Origin of the sequence: Paracoccus marcusii (assembly GCF_028621715.1) — a bacterium.
GTDB classification, from domain to species: Bacteria; Pseudomonadota; Alphaproteobacteria; order Rhodobacterales; family Rhodobacteraceae; genus Paracoccus; species Paracoccus marcusii.
The window spans coordinates 2,198,346-2,215,435 of the sequence record NZ_CP117466.1; the positions used below are offsets into that span (position 1 = coordinate 2,198,346).

The window sequence follows — 17,090 nt, forward strand, 5'->3', positions numbered from 1 at the left end:
TCATGAAAAACACGGTCATTCTTGCAACGCTCGTCTCGGTCGCGACGCTGTCGACTGCCCATGCGGCCGAGCCTGAAGCATGCTTGGCACCCAGCTTTTCCGATGTCGGCTGGACGGACATCACTGCGACGACCAGCGCGGCAGCTATCGTCCTGGAAGCGTTGGGATACACACCGGAAATTCAGATCCTGTCGGTCGCGGTGACGTTTGAATCGCTGAAACAGGGCGACACGGATATCTTCCTGGGGAACTGGATGCCCTTGCAGGAGCCGCAACAAAAACCCTTGGTCGATGCCGGCGACATCGAGGTGATCCGACCCAATCTTGAAGGCGCGCTGATCGGGTTTGCCGTTCCCAAGGCCACCTATGATGCGGGGCTGAAGACTTATGCCGACATCGCAGCGTTCCAGGACCAGCTGGGCGGTCAGATCTATGGCATCGAGGCGGGCAGCAGCGCCAATACCACGATCCTGAAGATGATCGAGGATGACAGCTTTGGCCTGGGCGAGTTTGAGCTTGTCGAATCCAGCGAGCAGGGCATGTTGGCGCAGGTGCAGCGCGCCATCGGATCCGAGGATGCGATCCTGTTCTTTGGCTGGCGGCCCCACCCGATGAACGTACGTTATGACCTGGAATACCTGACCGACGGCGACGACATGTTCGGACCCAACGATGGCGAAGCGACGGTGTTGACCAATACCCGAAAGGGTCTGTCCGCCGAATGTCCCAACCTGGGCACGCTGTTGGCCAACCTGGCCTTCACTGTCGAGGCCGAGGATATCATGATGTCCTATATCCTCGACGAGGGACTGGAGCCGCGGGACGCGGCCACGCGCTGGCTGACGGAAAACGGCGCCGTGCTGGATGGCTGGCTGGAAGGTGTCACGACCGTCGACGGTCAGCCTGGACTAGCCGCCGTGACGACTGCTCTGGATCTTTGATCCGCGCCGGGCAGCCGTCGGCGGCTGCCCGAACCGCCGCCTGAAGGCACGTGACAGCGATGCAATTGACGAAAACCCCGTACGCACGGCGATGTCGGCCATGGGCAGGTTGGTGTCCGCGACCAGCCTGCGCGCCGATTGCAGGCGCAGCGCCAGATAATAGGCGGCAGGCGAAGTCTGGACGAGATTGCGGAACAGCCCTTCCAGCGTGCGGGTCGAACATCGAGTACGGCCGGCGATCTCACGGATCGACAGCGGGTTGTCCAGATGCTGTTCCATGATGGCGACGACGCGGGCTAACCGCCGGTCAAGGTGGCTGTTGCGGCCAAGTGAGACAAGCGGCTGGGCGTCGGTTGGCAGGTGCACCTCGTCATAGACATAGACGCTGGCCACGTTCAGCGCCGAACTGGTCCCTTGCCGCGCCCGGATCAGGGCCAGCATGAAATCCAGCGCCGGGGCGGCGCCCCCTGTGGTAAAGACCGGCCCGTCCAAAACCCATCGGTCCGGGATCACTCGGATCTGCGGAAATCGGGCAGCGAAATCCTCCAGATCCTCCCAATGGGTCGTAGCATTGCGTTGATCCAACAGTCCGGCCATAGCCAGGACCCAGCTGCCAGCCTCGATGCCGCCGACCATGCGGGCGCGCCGCGCGGCCTGACGCAGAGTCGCCAACAGGGCGGGCGTCGCGTGATGTGCCACGTTGAAGGCGGCGACCACGATCATCAGGTCGCAATCGCCCTGCGTGGCTAGCGGACCATCGACCTGCAGGGTCAGCCCGCAGCTTGTGCGGACGGGTGCGCCGTCGACCGACACGATCCGCCAGCTATAGGGCTGCTGCCCCGAGACGCGGTTGGCCGCGCGCATCGGGTCCAGCGTCGCCGCCAAGCTCATCAGCGAAGCGTCTGGCAGGATCAGGATCATCGCCGTCAGGGGTTGGTCGCTTCGCTGGAACACCATCCGTGGCCTATATCCGGACCATCGTATCCTGTGCCGGTCTCAAGGTCGCTGACCGACGTACCTGCCCGCTCCGTTGGGGGCAGGCATCGCGGCATGGCGGGCGACCCAGTTCGACAGGCGTGCCGTCACCGCCGGATCAGGGTCCGAGGTGCGCCGCGTGGACAGATCGGTGTGCAGCAGCATCGTCTCAACCGTGGCGGCCAGGACGTCGTCACGCCAAATCCGGTTGAAGAGGTGCAACCGCTTGCCAGTGCCCGCCAACACCTGCGTGGTGACCGTCAGGCGATCGCCCGCGTGCACCTCGTTCAGGTGGCAGACATGGCTTTCGACCGTGAAATAGCTGCGGCCGGATGCGATGTAATCCGCATCGGCCCCGATCATCTGCATGAAGCGGTCGGTCGCCAGAGATGACGCCTCCAAGTAATGGGTCTCGTTCATGTGGCCGTTGTAATCGGTCCAGCTGGAGGGAACCTGCCGCGTGACGGTGACGGGCAGGCTGTCCCGCTCCCCTGCATCGGGCAAGGCAGCTTCGTGCGCCGTGACGACGCCCCCAGCGCCGCTGCCGGTGCGGCGCAGGGCGCGGATCATGGCGACCACGTTGTCGTCGCGCAGGCGTTCCAGTTCACGGATCGACAGGTGGCCCGATTGCGCGTCAGACTGCGTGGCGATCAGATCGACTAGATCATCGTTGAATTCCGGCACGTCCATCAGCTTGGTCCAGGGCCAGGACAGGGCAGGGCCGAACTGGGCCATGAAATGCGCCATCCCTGCCTCTCCACCCGCGATGCGATAAGTCTCGAACAGGCCCATCTGCGCCCAGCGGATGCCAAAGCCCATACGGATCGCCTCGTCGATCTCGGCAGTAGTGGCGATTCCATCCTTGACCAGCCACAGTGCCTCGCGCCAGACGGCCTCCAGCAGGCGGTCGGCGATATGGGCGTCAATCTCTTGGCGAACGGTCAGGGGATACATGCCGACACCGCGCAGGATGTGCGCTGCCCGAGCGCAGGTGTCTGCATCACCGACCAATTCGACCAACGGCAGCAGATAGACCGGGTTGAATGGATGAGCAACGATTGCCCCGGTCCCCACCGCGTTCAGTTCGGACGGCTTGAAGCCCGAGGTGGAGGACCCGATAATCGCATTCGGGCCAGCCGCGTCCGCGATCATCGGCAGGATGCGGTGCTTGACCTCCAAGACCTCGGGAACGCTTTCCTGCACCCAGTCCGCGCCGACGACCGCCGTGGCCAGATTGGCATGGAATGTCAGACGTCCTTCGGGGGGCAAGGCGCGGTCATAAAGCGCCGGAAGCGCCCGGCGGGCGTTATCCAACACCGCGGTGATCTTTCTTTCCGCTTGCGGGTCGGGGTCCGCAACTGCGACGTCCCAGCCGTTCAGCAGAAACCGCGCAGCCCACCCACCACCGATGACGCCGCCGCCGACAATCGCGGCCTTCACGCCGCCACCCCGGCAGGCGCGCGCTTGACCAGCCCCAGTCTTTCCCGCACAGCCTGCGGGCCGATGATCCGGGCGCCCATGCTTTCAGTGATCGTGACCGCGCGCTCAACCAGTTGGGCGTTCGTGGCAAGTTGTCCCTTGCCAAGCCACAGGTTGTCCTCCAGCCCCACGCGGATGTTGCCGCCCGCCAGCACAGCGGCTGCGACATATGGCATCTGGTCGCGCCCGAGGCTGAACGCCGACCAGCACCAGTCCGACGGCACCGCGTTTACCATCGCCAAAAAGGTGTTCAGGTCATTTGGCGCGCCCCACGGCACGCCCATGCACAGCTGCACCAGCGCCGGGCCGGTCAGCGTGCCTTCCGCGACCAGCTGCTTGGCGAACCACAGGTGACCTGTATCAAACGCTTCGATCTCGGGCTTGACGCCCAGGGCGGTCATCATCGCCCCCATCGCCCGCAGCATGCCGGGCGTGTTCGTCATGACGTAATCGGCCTCGGCAAAGTTCATCGTGCCGCAATCGAGGGTGCAGATCTCGGGCAGGCATTGGGCGATATGGGCCATCCGCTCGGTCGCGCCGATCATGTCGGTGGCCTGCGCGTTGACGGGAAACGGGGCCTCAGTCGGGCCGAAGACGATATCCCCGCCCATGCCCGCCGTCAGGTTCAGGACAACATCAACGTCCGCGTCGCGGATGCGGTCGGTGACTTCGCGGTAGAGATCCAGACGACGCGAGGGTGCGCCGGTGTCCGGGTCGCGCACGTGACAATGGACGATCGCCGCACCCGCTCTGGCCGCAGCGATGGCGCTGTCCGCGATCTGGCGTGGGCTGCGTGGCACATGGGGCGAGCGATCCTGGGTCGCTCCCGATCCGGTCACCGCGCAGGTGATGAAAACGTCCTTGGTCATGGCAAGCGGCATTGCAGGCTCCTGTTCCGTCGACGCCAAGGCTATGGCTTTCACAGGCACGCGGCATGTCCTATTCTGTCACTGTATTATCCGGAAACGTCATCATTTGCCATGCGTGTCAGCTTTCTTCTTTTTGACGGTTTTTCCAACATGGTGCTTTCGTGCTTGCTGGAACCTCTGCGCGCTGTCCGCGATCGGGGACAGGCGGATCTCGGCTGGCAGATCCAGACGGCAGGCGACACGCCGGTGCGATCCTCCAGCGGGTTGCTGGTCACGCCTGACCCGCCGTATTCGGGTAGCATTGACGTGCTGATCGTAGTGGCCGGCTATGGCCACCGCGCCCATGCCGAAGGTACAACGCGACGACAGATTAGCGATCTGACACGCCGCAGCCTGCAGATCATCGGTGCGGATACCGGGCCTTGGATCTTGGCGTCGGCAGGGCTGCTCGATGGTCAGGCGGCGACCCTTCACTGGTCTTTACTTCCCGAGTTTGCCGAGGCATTTCCCCAAGTTCAGGTGATGCCCATGGGCCACGTAACAACCGGTCGGGTATGGACCTGCGGTGGTGCTTCCGATGCCTTCGCATTGATGCTGGCGTTGATCACACAGCGGTTCGGTAAGGCCGAGGCGTTCGTCGCATCGTCGATGTTCATGCACGACCATCAGTCCCCGCGCGGCGATGTGCCCGACGACTTGCTGCGTGTGGCGCGCGCCGGTTCAATGCGCCTGCGCAAGGTCATCGACCTTATGGTCGAAACAGTGGACAACCCGGCCTCTCTGTCCTCTCTGGCAGAGAAGGGGGGCATGTCGGTAAGCAAGCTGGATCGCCTGTTTCGTGCCGATACAGGCATGTCTCCGGGAGCATTTTCCAGGATGCTCAGGCTCGCTCGGGCCCAGGATCTGGTAAGTGGCACGACGCTTAGTCTGAACGATATTGCCCTACGTTGCGGATATTGCGACGCTGCCGCGTTAAGCAAGTCTTTCCGCAGGGCCTACGGCCATCCGATCGGCCGGGTTCGTCACAGGCGCACCGGCAATCCCAGTTGTGACTTAAAATAGTCCCGTCAGATACGGCCTAGCGTAGGTTATGGTCAGTGACCGAAAAGCTGAATCTGTCATTATAATTGGAGGGAACTGCAAGTAGAGCGGCGAACGCTTCATAGCGTTTGCCGCTCTACTGTTATGTAGACCGCCTAGAGTTTCAATCTGGCATAGAATGCCGGCTCTCACGCGGTCATTCATCGCGGTCAGAAGGCTCCGGTGCAATACTTGCTAAAACCCTACGGCATCAGCTCCTTTGAGTGAGAGCATCTGGCGCGCCTCGCTCGGTGTCGCGATCTCATGTCCCAAACCCTCGATAATCTGGCGAACAGCTCTGACTTGCTGTGCGTTGCTCTCCGCCAGTTTTCCGGGTCCGGCCCAAAGTGAGTCTTCAAGTCCAACACGCACGTGTCCACCCAATGCCGCGGCGATGGCAGCAATAGACAGCTGGTTCTTGCCGGCCCCCAAGACCGACCAGCGGTACTGGTCCCCGAACAGGCGGTCCGCCGTGCGCTTCATGTGCATCACGTCGTCGTAGTGCGCACCGATCCCCCCCATCAGGCCGAAAACCGTCTGGATGAACAGCGGACCCTTTACCAACCCGGCATCATGAAAGTGCTTGAGATTGTACAGATGTGCTGTGTCATAGCACTCGAACTCGAAGCGCGTGCCCTTTGGTGACAGCGTCCCGAGGATGTATTCGATATCCTCAAAAGTATTGCGGAACAGGATCCCCTTATTGCCTAGATAATCCCGTTCCCATTGATGCTTCAACTGGGCATTAAACCGTCCCAGCATGGGAAACAGGCCGAAGTTCATGGAGCCCATGTTCAGGGATGCCAGTTCAGGCTGCCAAGACTCGGCCGGACGGACACGTTCTTGGATAGACATCGTCGGTGCACCGCCTGTAGTAATGTTGACCACGCAGTCCGACCGTTGCTTGATCACCTGCAGAAAAGGCGCAAAGGCCTCAGGTGTTTGGTCGGGGCGGCCGTCCTGAGGATCGCGGGCATGCAGGTGAACGATGGAGGCCCCGGCTTCGGCCGCTCCGATCGCGGCATCGGCGATCTCTGAGGCCGTGACCGGCAGGTAAGGCGACATCGATGGTGTATGGATCGCACCAGTTACGGCGCAAGTAATGATGACTTTACGATTCGTGGCCATGTCAGATGGTTCCTTGCTGGTCTGAAGTCAGAAAGTGAGACAGTGCCGCCAGACGCGCATCACGGTGTTGGCTGAGTGCTGGCACTTGGTCCGGCGCAGGCATGACCGCAGCCAGATCCTGGCCGATCAGACCGGAAAAAGCCTCGCCGCGTGCAGCCCCATTACTGAGGCGTGCCATGGTCGGACCATAGCGGTCCAAGTAATCGGCGATGCCTCCCGGCGCGTTCAGGTTGATAGTGGCCAGCGGACCCAACAACGCCCAGCGCCGCCCAAGGCCGTGAGCGATCGTGTCATCCAGACCTTGCGGCGTGACTATCCCCTGCGCCACTAGCGACAGCGCCTCGGCCAACAGGACGGCCTGCAAGCGGTTCAGGACAAACCCATCGATCTCGCGCGCCAGCCGCACGGGAACCTGCCCGACATCGCGCATCAGGGCCTCGGCCCGGTCCATGACAACCAGCGCAGTGTCGGGCGATGGGCACAATTCAACAACGGGAATGACATGGGGCGGGTTAACAGGATGGGCCACAAGGATTCGACCGCGGCCCGGCAGATCGGCCCCGAATTGCGATGCGACGATCGCTGAGCTGGACGAGGCCAAGATCGTTTCAGGCGCGGCAAGCCGGTCTAGATCCGCATAGATCTGCCGCTTGATGTTCAAGCGCTCCGGGCCGCTTTCCTGTACCCATTCCGCGCCGTCCAAGGCTGTGGCCATATCCGCTGCGACCGTTACATGCGACAGGACCAACGGGTCCTGGCCGACCTCTTTGCAAGCGGCATGCAATGCTGCAGGAGCTGCCGCGATAACTGCCGGATCTGCATCCCAAATGCGGACGTTTAGGCCCGCGCGGGCAAATACAATGGCCCAGGCCCGACCGATCAGGCCGCAGCCGATAATGGCTACAGTACGTGTCATGGTAACAGGTCTCCTCCCTGCATGTCGTGATTGTGGCACAGCCCCAACTGTTCAAGGCGCTTGGGACGCCATTCGGTTCTGCGGAACGAGGGCTTGCCCCAGATCCGCGGCCGCGTCCGAGATGTCGCGGACGATTGCTGCCTGCAGCGCCTCTGCATTACGGTCGCGCAGCGCCTGAACGGCGGCATGGTGACTGTCCATTGAGCGTTCGAAATGAAATGGCGCGGTAACAGCCAGCCGGATCAGCGGGCCGACGCGCAGCCACATGCCCTCGATAACGCTCATCAGGACGGGACGGTTGGCAGCGCGATAGATCAGCGAGTGAAACCGCCAGTTGCTTTCCAAATACATGTCCGCGTCGCCCATATCGGCCGCCCGCTGCATGATCGAGCAAGCATTGAAGATTAGCCGCATCTGGGGGGGGCCGATGGCGTGGATGGCCTGCGCTGCGGCAAACCCCTCCAGCTTGATGCGCACGTCCCGGATATCGGCTAGCTCGGTATCGGACAGGACAGGTACGCGTAGCACGCGATTTCCACCAAACACCTCTAGGCCGCCATCGCTTTCTAACTGACGCAAGGCCTCTCGGATGGGGGTCACGCTGGTGCCGAGAACGGCGGCCGCACGGCGAAGGCTGATCTCCTGACCGGGTCGGAAATAACCGCTGATGATGGCATCCCGCAGTCGATGATAGACCTGCGCCTGTGCTGTGGCACCTTCGGCCAGTGTCAACGGGCCAAGCCGCGACCAGCCATCTTGCACGTGGATCAGATCCATTCGAAACCTTCCTAACCGAGACCTCGGATTACAATGACGGTGCGCTATCGATAGCCAAATGTCCAGATATCCGCAAAAATTTAGCAGTTGACCAGACTTGATCATGATTGCTAGGCTAAAGTGAGATCACAGTTATGCGGCCGAAGGAGATGGTCGCAAGTCTGCGACAGGATTGGGAGGTCCAAAACATGCAAGCTTTCACACTCGCTGGCACAACAGCGTTAGTCGCTCTTCTGGGATCAACGGCACTGGCGCAAGAGACCCGGACATTCGATGTCAGCCTGCCGCTCGGCGCAGAGTCACATCACGCCGTGGGCGTGCTGAAGTTCGGCGAGGAACTTGCGCGGCTGTCAGAGGGTCGCCTAACGATCCGCCCCCACTACGACAATGCACTGGGTGCCGAACGTGAAGTGGTAGAGGGCATGGGTCTTGGCCTGATCGATATGGGGATTACCTCAACCGGGCCGATGGGAGGCTTTGCAGAACCGTTTTTACTGTTTGATCTGCCTTATATTTTTCGCGATCATGCACATGCTCACGGGTTTTTGGACAGCGCGTCGGGGGACGAACTGGCGCAGGCCTTGCAGGACGCCGCCGGCGTCAAGATCTTGGGTTGGATGGAAAACGGATTTCGTTACGAGACGAACAGTGTTCGCCCCATCAACGCGATCTCCGATCTGCGAGGCATAAAGCACCGTACTCAGGAAAGCAGCGTTCAGGTTGATACCTGGACTGCATTGGGAACGGACGCGGCGCCCATGGCATGGACCGAGGTTTTTACCGCGCTGCAACAGGGCGTCATGGAAAGCCAGGAAAACCCCATCCCCACCATCTATGACGTAAAGTTCCAGGACGTTCAGGACTATCTGGCGATGACCCAGCACGTCTACTCGCCCGCACCGCTGATGATCGGGGCGCAGCTGTTCGACAGCCTGTCCCCCGAGGATCAGGCCATCGTGCAGGAGGCTGCCGATCTGGCGACCCCGGTCCAGCGCCAGGCGTCGCAGGAATTCGAGACGCGGCTCTTGGGCGAACTGGAAGCTGCGGGAATGGAGATCACCGAGCCCGATTTGGGGCCGTTCCGCGAAGCAGTTCAGCCGGTAATCGATAAATGGAAAGATTCAGTCGGTGCGGATCTGGTTGATACCGCAATGAACTTTCAGCCTGAGAGCTAGGACAAGATTTAGGGGGGCATGGCCCCCCTGATGACATTAAGAACTGCGTTCCACAAACAAGAGATCAGGAGGTCGCGGATGCATGATGCATTGCGCATAGTCGTCCGCGCCGTGGACGGCGTTAACTGGCTTGTCGGCTGGCTGCTGGCGGCATTGTTGCTAGTCATGTCGGTCCTGATCAGCTGGCAGGTCTTTGCCCGTTACGTGATGGGCAGCTCGCTCAGCTTTTCCGAGGAGGTGTCGCGGTTCTCGATGGTCTGGATGGCCATGCTGGGGGCGGCGTATGCCTATCGATACGGTTCGCTGATCGCGGTAGACCTGCTGACGATGCTGTCGGGGCCAAAGATCAGTCGCACCCTGCGCCTCACCGTTGCCGCGGCGTCCTGCCTATTCGCCTTTGTCTTGCTGACGCAGGGCTGGGCGCTGACCGAACGCGTGGCCAGCCAGACGGCCCCCAGCACCCGCGTGTCGATGGCATGGTTATACGGCTCCATGCCGGCAGGGGCTGCGCTGATCTTTTTGAACGCCATCGCCATCATCGCGCAGGACTTTGTCGACGAAAGGAAAGCGGCATGATTTCCCTGCTATTCGGGCTTTTGCTGCTGCTGTTGATCGTCGGCGTCCCGGTGACCTTTGCCTTGGGCCTGGCTGCGACAGTGACCATCTGGCAAGGCGATATCATGCCCCTTCTGATCGTCCCGCAAGAGATGATCCGTTCGATCAATTCCTTTCCGCTGCTGGCGATTCCGTTCTTCATTCTGGCAGGAAACCTGATGCAGGCGGGGGGCATCTCGCGCCGGCTTGTGGACTTTTCGAAGACGCTGGTGGGCAGCACCACGGGCGGTCTTGCGATGGTTGCCATCGTCACATCGGCTTTCTTCGCCGCCATTTCCGGGTCGGGGGCGGCCACAACTGCCGCGGTGGGCGCGATCCTGATCCCTGCAATGGTCGCCCATGGCTACAGTGCCTCCTATGCCGCGGCCAACCAGGCGGCGGCGGGGGCGTTGGGAATCATTATTCCGCCTAGCATCCCGCTGATCCTCTATGCGATTTCAGCCAATCAATCCGTGGGAGACATGTTCCTGGCCGGGTTTCTACCGGGATTTGTCGTGGTTATCTCTCTGCTGATCTATGCATGGATCCATGCCCGCAACCTGCAGACCCTGCCAGAGGAGCCAGCAAGCGCTGCCAAGATCCTTAAGGCTGGACGTTCGGCCATCCTGGCATTGCTGATGCCGGCGCTGATCCTGGGCGGCATCTATGGTGGCGTCGTCACCCCGACCGAGGCTGCGGTCGTTGCTGTGGTCTATTCGGTGGTCGTGGGGGGGCTGATCTATCGCGAACTGCCACTCCGACAGATCCCGGCCATTCTGCGCGACAGTGCCGTGACGTCGGCGGTGATCCTGTCGATCATCGCCACCGCTGGCCTCTATGGTCGCATCATCCTGTCGTTGCAGGTGCCGACCGTCATCTCGGACTTTGTCGTGGGTGCCATCCAAAGTCCGTGGCTGTTCATCATCCTAGTCAACATTCTGCTTCTGTTCGTGGGCATGTTCCTCGAGGCGGCGGCGGCTATCCTGATCTTCACGCCGATCCTTTTGCCCATCGCGCTGACCTTCGGGTTTCACCCGGTGCATTTCGGCGCGATCATGATCGTCAATCTTGCAATGGGCATGTTCACGCCGCCGGTTGGCCTTAACCTGTTTATTGCCTCGCATATCGCAAAAACCAGTATCCCGCGCATTTCACGGGCGGTCGTACCCTTCGTGGTGATCCTGCTGATCGACCTTCTGATTATCAGCTTCATCCCGTGGCTGTCGCTAGTGTTCGTGGGGCCTTGAGGAAAATCAAATGGACCTTTCACTGAAAGACGCACGCGTCGTCGTGACCGCAGGCGGGGGCGGCATCGGTCGCGCAATTGTCGAGGCCTTTCTCGCAGAGGGGGCGCGGGTCGCCACTTGCGATATCGACCGGACGGGTCTGGGTACATTGCCAGATACAGTGTTTTGTCGCTCCGTAGATGTGAGCGACGCGTCGGCATTGTCCGCATTTGTCGATGACGCAGTTCAGGCCTTGGGCGGGCTGGACTGCTTGGTCAACAATGCCGGGATAGCCGGTCCCACCGGCCGGATCGAGGATCTGGCGCTGGAGGACATCCAGCAATGCATGACGATCTGCCTGACCAGCCAGTTCGTGACGATAGGTCGTGCAATTCCCTATCTGCGTCAAAGCGGAAATCCGTCCATCGTGAATATGTCGTCGCTGGCGGGCCGCTTGGGGTTCCGGCTGCGCAGCCCTTACGCAGCCGCAAAATGGGGCGTCATAGGTTTGACCAAGTCGATGGCGATCGAGCTGGGGGATGACGGCATCCGTGTGAACGCCGTTCTGCCGGGCCTAGTCGCCGGGGATCGGCAGCGCCGCGTGCTGCAGGCCCGTGCTGATGCGCAGGGCATCCCCTTTGCCGAGGCAGAGCGGGACGCCTTCGCGCGTACCTCGATCAAGGACTATGTCACCGCGCAGCAGATCGCCGATCAGATCCTGTATTTGGCCAGTCCTCGCGGACGCACGATCTCGGGGCAGGCAATCTCGGTCTGCGGCGATACCGGAATGTTGGGATAAGGACACGTCATGACCATCACGTATCTTAAGCGCGGCAAGTCCGAGAACGAACGCGATCAAGATGACAGTCGTACCCGTGCAACGGTCGAGGCCGCGCTTCGGGATATCGAAAAGCGCGGCGATGCAGCTGTGCGCGCGTTCAGCATTTCTTTCGACGACTATTCACCCGACAGCTTTCGGCTGACGCAGGATCAGATTGATGCGCTCATCGCCCAGTTGACCGATCGCGAGCTTGATGACATCCGATTTGCTCAGGCGCAGGTGCGTCGCTTTGCAGAAGCTCAGCGGGCGTCCATGCAGGACATCGAGGTTGAAACTCTTCCTGGCGTCATTCTGGGACATCGCAACATCCCCGTGCAGTCGGTGGGCTGCTATGTCCCCGGTGGCAAATTCCCGATGGTGGCGTCTGCGCACATGTCAGTTCTGACGGCGGCGGTGGCGGGTGTGCCACGCATCGTGGCGTGCACGCCGCCTTTTCAGGGTCAGCCCAATCCCGGCGTCGTTGCGGCCATGCACATGGCTGGCGCGCATGAGATCTATATCCTCGGCGGCATCCAGGCCGTGGGTGCGATGGCCCTTGGGACGGAAACCATCAAGCCCGTCCACATGCTTGTCGGTCCTGGCAATGCCTTCGTGGCAGAGGCCAAGCGGCAATTGTTTGGCAAGGTCGGGATCGACTTGTTTGCCGGTCCGACGGAGACCATGGTGATTGCCGATGATACGGTGGACGCAGAACTGTGCGCCACCGACCTGCTGGGGCAGGCGGAGCACGGCTATAACTCGCCTGCAGTCCTCGTGACCACGTCGCGCGCGCTGGCAGAGGCGACCCTAGCCGAGATCGATCGTTTGCTGACGATCCTTCCGACGGCAGCAACGGCATCTGTCAGCTGGCGCGATTTCGGCGAGGTCATACTCTGCGACACCCATGACGAAATGTTGGAGGTAGCCAACGAAATTGCCAGTGAACATGTGCAGGTGATGACCGACCGGGACGACTGGTATCTGGCCAATATGACAAGCTATGGCGCGCTGTTTCTTGGGCCGCGCACAAATGTCGCCAATGGTGACAAAGTGATCGGTACGAACCACACGCTGCCGACGCGAAAGGCCGGTCGTTACACGGGCGGGCTGTGGGTGGGCAAGTTCCTCAAGACCCACAGTTATCAACGCATCACCAGCGATACGGCAGCCGCTCATATCGGGGCGTATTGTTCGCGACTGTCAATGCTCGAAGGGTTCGTCGGGCATGCCGAGCAGGGAAACATTAGGGTCCGTCGCTATGGCCGTATGAACGTTCCCTACGGAGGGGCCGCAGAATGATGTCAGCGAATTTTGATCTGACCGGCAAGCGTGCACTGATCACTGGGGCAGGCCGCGGCATTGGACGAGGTGTCGCCGAAGCGTTGGCCTCAGCGGGGGCTCAGGTCACAATCTGTGCGCGGTCTGCTGCGGAACTTGATGATGTCGTCGCCACTATCATTGCGGCAGGCGGTCTTGCGGACGCGCTTGTCTTGGATGTGACCGATGTCCGCGCTTTCGCGACGGCAATCGAAGCAAGCGAACCTTACGACATCTTCGTCAACAACGCCGGCACAAATCGCCCTGCCTTACTGAAAGACGTCACCGAGGAGGATTTTGATCATATAATCGGATTAAACCTGCGCGCAGCTGTCTTTACTGCTCAGGCTGTTGCTCTTGGAATGGTCCGTGCCGGAAATGGTGGATCTATAATCAACATGTCTTCGCAGATGGGACATATCGGGGCCGCCAAGCGGAGCATTTATTGCGCTTCGAAATGGGCAATTGAAGGTTTCACGAAAGCGATGGCGATCGAGCTTGGCCCACACGCGATCCGGGTAAATACGATCTGTCCAACCTTTATCGAAACGCCGCTCACCAAGCCATATTTCGAAGACCCTGCATTTCGTCATGAGGTTCTGGACAAAATTAAGCTGGGCCGAGTTGGGAAAGTGCAAGACATTGTTGGTGCAGCGGTATTCTTGGCATCAGATGCCTCGTCACTGATGACTGGGTCTGCACTGATGGTGGACGGCGGGTGGACTGCGGAATAACTTCAGCGAAGCAAGCTCGTGCTTGAAAGGTGACGCACAGCGCCACGTTCGAGCTTTTGGATGAATAGAGAAGTTCGGATATTAGGCCCATCCCCTCCGCCATTTTCCTTTTCCAAGTTGTTGATTGTCAGGCGTTTTTCGCTTTCTTTTGGCCGCGGGGTAGCGACCGGGGTAGCATCGTCTCGTCTTGGGGTGATTGGATCCGCCCCATCCCAAGATAGGTATTCATGCGGGCTCGGGGAAGCCCGGGCCCGGATCATCGCTCTGACAGCCTGAGTCCACCTCCGACGCCAAGCGCGTTTTTTTCAGCCGTGATCGGATGATGGTGTTCAGCCGGTCCATCGACAGAAGGCGCGGCACGCCATTCGGTGGAAGGAATGCCGCAACGGTTATGCCAGTATGGCGCGTTGTCAGCGCCTCCAGCCGCTCCGCGCCCCCGGGCTCCGGCGCCAGCAATGTTCTGAGGCATCGCGGGGTCAGAATGAGCACCGGGGCGGTCTGCGCCTCCCCGTCAAGGTCGGGCTCCCCGAGATCGTCCCACAACGCTGCAGCGGTCTGGCGCAAGTGCGGGTCCTCCGCGAGACAGGCGAGCCTGCGTTTCCGGAGCCTCGCGGCCATATGGGCCCGCAGCGCGGGCTGGGTCCCGGCCAGTAGTGTTCCTGGGCCACTGTGACGGGGGAGCGGCAATGCCGTGTCGTCCCGGCTGATCACCCACCGCTTCGCGCGTGCGAGTGCCCGCGCAAAGGTGCGCGCCATCGGCATCGGAGCCGTGCCACCCCGCTCCAGCAGAACGATGTCCGGGCGGATGCCGACCGCGCTGCCGTCATCGAAGCGGACCTCAACGGTCGGGTCGTCGCGTTGGAGTGCAGTGCAAGCTGTAAGGCCAAGCCCGCGACAGATACGCCGGGTGAGCAACAGCAAAGCTACAACGCGCGTTCGCCTTCGAACAGGTCGTCGCCGAGTGCGTTGACGGTCTGATTCAGAGAGGCCTGCCCCTCGATCAGTTCACGTTGAGCTGCCGTGACCTCCTGAAGCTGCGCGGTCAGACCACGGACCTCCTTCCGCTGCTCGTGCTGCACTGAGATCAGGGTCGCCAGATCCTGCGCGATGGTCTGGGTCGCGACGAGGATCTGGCGCAGGGCCTCGGCCAACTGCCGGCCCAGCTCCTCCTGGTCCTGCGGTCGGCGCAGCAGATCCAGCAGCGCGGTCAGCGGCAGCACCGTCTCGTAGGTGTCGCTCGAGACGTGCTGGATCTCCCGCTGCCGGTCCAGAAGCAGGCGCAGGGCCTGCAAGACCTCCGGCGTGATCGGGGCCCGCGAGCGAGGGTCGGTGGTGTCGGTCATTCCGGAGCCTTTCGTAGATGTCCTGCAGGTCGGCATCGGCCGCCGCCAGGGAGGCCAGCAGGTGGCGATGGTCGATGAGGCCCCGCAGGCGGCGGGACTGCTTGGCGTGATGGAGGATCGACAGCAGGCTGATCCGGTCGAGCTCGTCGCTGAGCGCGCGGCCGGGAAGCCGTGTCGGTCCCAGGCTGAAGGTGATCCGGCGGCGCTCGGCCTCGCGGACCTCCTCCACCCGCACCGGGGAGCCCGACGCCACCAGCGCCGCCTGCAGCGCGGGCAAGTCTGTCGGCTGCCAGCGGGTCAGCGCGGAGCCGATGTCGGCCGCTATCCGGCGCCGATCCGCACTGCGCAGGCGTCGGGTCGGGCAGAAGACCTCGAGGCGCGGCCCGGACGCAGGCCGATGATATCGGGGCGGGGTCAGGCCGAGATGGCGGCAGAGTCGGACATGCACCTGCTCGCAGCGGTGCTGCAGGTCGGGCAGTCGTAGCGTCCGGCCGGCGAAGGTCGCCGCCATCAGCATCATGTGCAGGTGATCGCAGGTCGTGTCGCGGTGCCGGAAGGCGAGCCAAGGGATCTGGCGCGGCGGCAGGCCCAAGTCGCCAATCGCCATCTGCGCCATCTCCACCCATGCGGGGCGGTCCGCGGTCATCCCATCGGGCAGCGAGAGGGTCACATGGAGGACGTTGTTCGCATGGCACGACGGGCGCGGCATGCGCTGCGCATGGCTCAGCGTCGGACCTTCGCCCAGCCAGGGGATCGTGCCGCCGATCGGCTCCGCCGGGCTGAGGGTGCCGGGCTTGCCGCTCTGGGTCCGGTAGCCCAGCACCTTCGATACGGAACTATGGAACGTGATGTGCGGTCTCACTCCCACCTCTCCCGATTTATCTGACGCACGATCCGACGCATCAGGGCCGCTCCCTCAGCGACGAGCCGGCCGAGATCGCCGTCAGCCGCGTCCTCACCGGCGGGCGCCGCATGCGCGATGTCGTGCAGCATGAGGCCGAGCAGACCCAGCTCCTCGGTCAGCCGGTCGGCACGACCAGCCCGACCCGCCAGCAGGCAGTCGCGCAGATAGTCCGCGCGGCTGGTGGCGCCCCACAGACGCATGTCGGACAGGACGGCTTCGGCCTCGTCGCGCGACAGCCGGACCTCGAAGCGGATGCTGCTCACAGCTCCTCCATGACCATCTTGCCGTTCGGGTCGAAACCATGATCCTCGTAGGCCACATGCGTCAGTTCCAAGATAAAGCGCACGACCTCGTCCTCGACCCAGCGGATCGAGCCGGGGCCGAGGCGGCGGGCCTGCGGAAAGCTGGGATCGGAGCGCAGCCAGCGATCGACCGAGGCCTCGCTCGCGGCCAGGCGGCGGCAGAGTTCCGCCTTGGTGATCAGCCGGACATCGGCTGCGGGGTGTTTCTTCTGCATCGTCTCTCCAGTTGCAGGTTGCAGGTTCAAATCCGGTTGACACTTTTCCCGGTGAGGCGCAGAGACGATGCTGTTCAGGTCATCCTCTCGCGGCTCCACCCGGAGATCGCGTGGCCAACCGTATGCCGCCGCCACCTCTCCATTCTAAGGCGCGCCCACGACACCGCACAGCCACGCGTCAAAGATGATTGTGGATAGCGGCTGCGGACCCAGCAAATACTGGACAAAAGCGCTCGACTTGCGGCACGGCCCTTTAGGTTCTTAAACAGCCTAGAGCCTCCTGCATGCCCCGGGA

The 17,090-nt window shown here is 61.9% G+C and carries 19 protein-coding genes and 1 pseudogene; 9 read left to right on the top strand and 11 right to left on the bottom strand.

Features of this window, described 5'->3' with window-relative positions:
- Nucleotides 1-2: 2 nt before the first annotated feature.
- Complete coding sequence (gene choX / locus PRL19_RS10875; protein ID WP_273742962.1) at nt 3-941, top strand: choline ABC transporter substrate-binding protein; 939 nt, start codon at nt 3-5, stop codon at nt 939-941.
- On the opposite strand, the gene PRL19_RS10880 is transcribed toward choX, so the two are convergent.
- From PRL19_RS10880 to bcoG, 3 genes are read right to left on the bottom strand one after another with little or no spacing between them, the layout of a single operon-like run.
- Nucleotides 909-1,898, bottom strand: coding sequence for a GlxA family transcriptional regulator (locus tag PRL19_RS10880; protein ID WP_273742963.1), 990 nt, complete (start codon nt 1,896-1,898; stop codon nt 909-911). The genes choX and PRL19_RS10880 overlap by 33 nt on opposite strands.
- A 39-nt stretch (nt 1,899-1,937) precedes the next feature.
- Nucleotides 1,938-3,356, bottom strand: coding sequence for a carnitine 3-dehydrogenase (locus tag PRL19_RS10885; RefSeq protein WP_273742964.1), 1,419 nt, complete (start codon nt 3,354-3,356; stop codon nt 1,938-1,940).
- On the bottom strand, nt 3,353-4,276 hold the full coding sequence (gene bcoG, locus PRL19_RS10890; RefSeq protein WP_273742965.1) for a 3-dehydrocarnitine:acetyl-CoA trimethylamine transferase BcoG: 924 nt from the start codon (nt 4,274-4,276) through the stop codon (nt 3,353-3,355). Before bcoG ends, PRL19_RS10885 begins: the two co-directional genes overlap by 4 nt.
- 99 nt (nt 4,277-4,375) lie before the next feature.
- Here bcoG and PRL19_RS10895 point away from each other — a divergent pair, with 99 nt between their 5' ends.
- The gene (locus PRL19_RS10895; protein ID WP_273742966.1) at nt 4,376-5,326 is read left to right on the top strand and encodes a GlxA family transcriptional regulator; all 951 of its coding nucleotides are present in this window, start codon (nt 4,376-4,378) and stop codon (nt 5,324-5,326) included.
- A gap of 213 nt (nt 5,327-5,539) precedes the next feature.
- On the opposite strand, the gene kce is transcribed toward PRL19_RS10895, so the two are convergent.
- From kce to PRL19_RS10910, 3 genes are read right to left on the bottom strand one after another with little or no spacing between them, the layout of a single operon-like run.
- Nucleotides 5,540-6,472, bottom strand: coding sequence for a 3,5-dioxohexanoate:acetyl-CoA acetone transferase (gene kce, locus PRL19_RS10900; RefSeq protein WP_273742967.1), 933 nt, complete (start codon nt 6,470-6,472; stop codon nt 5,540-5,542).
- A 1-nt stretch (nt 6,473) separates the two neighbouring features.
- A complete protein-coding gene (locus PRL19_RS10905; RefSeq protein WP_273742968.1) occupies nt 6,474-7,388 on the bottom strand; it encodes a 3-hydroxyacyl-CoA dehydrogenase in 915 nt (304 codons plus the stop codon).
- A 51-nt stretch (nt 7,389-7,439) separates the two neighbouring features.
- Nucleotides 7,440-8,165 carry a GntR family transcriptional regulator gene (locus PRL19_RS10910; protein ID WP_273742969.1) on the bottom strand — a complete coding sequence of 242 codons (726 nt, stop codon included), beginning with the start codon at nt 8,163-8,165 and terminating at the stop codon, nt 7,440-7,442.
- Nucleotides 8,166-8,353: 188 nt separating this feature from the next.
- Between PRL19_RS10910 and PRL19_RS10915 the strand changes: the two genes are divergently transcribed.
- From PRL19_RS10915 to PRL19_RS10940, 6 genes are all read left to right on the top strand, one after another.
- Nucleotides 8,354-9,340, top strand: coding sequence for a TRAP transporter substrate-binding protein (locus PRL19_RS10915; RefSeq protein ID WP_273742970.1), 987 nt, complete (start codon nt 8,354-8,356; stop codon nt 9,338-9,340).
- Between the two features lie 78 nt (nt 9,341-9,418).
- A complete protein-coding gene (locus tag PRL19_RS10920; protein WP_217844552.1) occupies nt 9,419-9,916 on the top strand; it encodes a TRAP transporter small permease in 498 nt (165 codons plus the stop codon).
- The gene (locus tag PRL19_RS10925) at nt 9,913-11,181 is read left to right on the top strand and encodes a TRAP transporter large permease (protein WP_273742971.1); all 1,269 of its coding nucleotides are present in this window, start codon (nt 9,913-9,915) and stop codon (nt 11,179-11,181) included. The genes PRL19_RS10920 and PRL19_RS10925 overlap by 4 nt, the downstream gene beginning before the upstream one ends.
- Nucleotides 11,182-11,191: 10 nt before the next feature.
- Nucleotides 11,192-11,959 (top strand): SDR family oxidoreductase, encoded by a 768-nt coding sequence (locus PRL19_RS10930; RefSeq protein ID WP_217844551.1) that lies wholly within the window; start codon nt 11,192-11,194, stop codon nt 11,957-11,959.
- A gap of 9 nt (nt 11,960-11,968) precedes the next feature.
- The gene (gene hisD, locus PRL19_RS10935) at nt 11,969-13,279 is read left to right on the top strand and encodes a histidinol dehydrogenase (protein ID WP_273742972.1); all 1,311 of its coding nucleotides are present in this window, start codon (nt 11,969-11,971) and stop codon (nt 13,277-13,279) included.
- Nucleotides 13,279-14,031, top strand: coding sequence for an SDR family NAD(P)-dependent oxidoreductase (locus PRL19_RS10940; RefSeq protein WP_273744499.1), 753 nt, complete (start codon nt 13,279-13,281; stop codon nt 14,029-14,031). Before hisD ends, PRL19_RS10940 begins: the two co-directional genes overlap by 1 nt.
- A 225-nt stretch (nt 14,032-14,256) precedes the next feature.
- Here the strand turns inward: PRL19_RS10940 and PRL19_RS10945 are convergent, their stop codons facing one another.
- Both PRL19_RS10945 and PRL19_RS10950 read right to left on the bottom strand, forming a co-directional pair.
- Entirely contained in the window at nt 14,257-14,595 is a 339-nt protein-coding gene (locus tag PRL19_RS10945) for a hypothetical protein (protein WP_273742973.1), read from the bottom strand.
- 359 nt (nt 14,596-14,954) lie between these two features.
- Nucleotides 14,955-15,374 (bottom strand): hypothetical protein, encoded by a 420-nt coding sequence (locus tag PRL19_RS10950; RefSeq protein WP_273742974.1) that lies wholly within the window; start codon nt 15,372-15,374, stop codon nt 14,955-14,957.
- On the opposite strand from PRL19_RS10950, the gene PRL19_RS10955 reads away from it, so the two are divergent.
- Nucleotides 15,364-15,858 (top strand): hypothetical protein, encoded by a 495-nt coding sequence (locus tag PRL19_RS10955; protein ID WP_273742975.1) that lies wholly within the window; start codon nt 15,364-15,366, stop codon nt 15,856-15,858. The genes PRL19_RS10950 and PRL19_RS10955 overlap by 11 nt on opposite strands.
- Here PRL19_RS10955 and PRL19_RS15780 read toward each other — a convergent pair.
- From PRL19_RS15780 to PRL19_RS10965, 3 genes and pseudogenes are all read right to left on the bottom strand, one after another.
- Nucleotides 15,850-16,083: pseudogene (locus PRL19_RS15780) on the bottom strand (relaxase/mobilization nuclease domain-containing protein); the annotation flags it as partial. The gene PRL19_RS10955 and the pseudogene PRL19_RS15780 overlap by 9 nt on opposite strands.
- A gap of 149 nt (nt 16,084-16,232) precedes the next feature.
- Complete coding sequence (locus tag PRL19_RS10960; RefSeq protein WP_273742976.1) at nt 16,233-16,541, bottom strand: hypothetical protein; 309 nt, start codon at nt 16,539-16,541, stop codon at nt 16,233-16,235.
- Nucleotides 16,538-16,795, bottom strand: coding sequence for a helix-turn-helix transcriptional regulator (locus PRL19_RS10965; RefSeq protein WP_273742977.1), 258 nt, complete (start codon nt 16,793-16,795; stop codon nt 16,538-16,540). The genes PRL19_RS10960 and PRL19_RS10965 overlap by 4 nt, the downstream gene beginning before the upstream one ends.
- Nucleotides 16,796-17,090: the final 295 nt, after the last annotated feature.

Coding starts and splice junctions, on each gene's coding strand:
- PRL19_RS10965 (WP_273742977.1), bottom strand. CDS start 16,795: ATGCAGAAGAAACACCCCGCAGCCGATGTCCGGCTGATCACCAAGGCG.
- bcoG (WP_273742965.1), bottom strand. CDS start 4,276: ATGCCGCTTGCCATGACCAAGGACGTTTTCATCACCTGCGCGGTGACC.
- kce (WP_273742967.1), bottom strand. CDS start 6,472: ATGGCCACGAATCGTAAAGTCATCATTACTTGCGCCGTAACTGGTGCG.
- PRL19_RS10895 (WP_273742966.1), top strand. CDS start 4,376: ATGCGTGTCAGCTTTCTTCTTTTTGACGGTTTTTCCAACATGGTGCTT.
- PRL19_RS10905 (WP_273742968.1), bottom strand. CDS start 7,388: ATGACACGTACTGTAGCCATTATCGGCTGCGGCCTGATCGGTCGGGCC.
- PRL19_RS10910 (WP_273742969.1), bottom strand. CDS start 8,165: ATGGATCTGATCCACGTGCAAGATGGCTGGTCGCGGCTTGGCCCGTTG.
- PRL19_RS10915 (WP_273742970.1), top strand. CDS start 8,354: ATGCAAGCTTTCACACTCGCTGGCACAACAGCGTTAGTCGCTCTTCTG.
- PRL19_RS10880 (WP_273742963.1), bottom strand. CDS start 1,898: ATGGTGTTCCAGCGAAGCGACCAACCCCTGACGGCGATGATCCTGATC.
- PRL19_RS10925 (WP_273742971.1), top strand. CDS start 9,913: ATGATTTCCCTGCTATTCGGGCTTTTGCTGCTGCTGTTGATCGTCGGC.
- PRL19_RS10930 (WP_217844551.1), top strand. CDS start 11,192: ATGGACCTTTCACTGAAAGACGCACGCGTCGTCGTGACCGCAGGCGGG.
- choX (WP_273742962.1), top strand. CDS start 3: ATGAAAAACACGGTCATTCTTGCAACGCTCGTCTCGGTCGCGACGCTG.
- hisD (WP_273742972.1), top strand. CDS start 11,969: ATGACCATCACGTATCTTAAGCGCGGCAAGTCCGAGAACGAACGCGAT.
- PRL19_RS10950 (WP_273742974.1), bottom strand. CDS start 15,374: ATGACCGACACCACCGACCCTCGCTCGCGGGCCCCGATCACGCCGGAG.
- PRL19_RS10940 (WP_273744499.1), top strand. CDS start 13,279: ATGTCAGCGAATTTTGATCTGACCGGCAAGCGTGCACTGATCACTGGG.
- PRL19_RS10920 (WP_217844552.1), top strand. CDS start 9,419: ATGCATGATGCATTGCGCATAGTCGTCCGCGCCGTGGACGGCGTTAAC.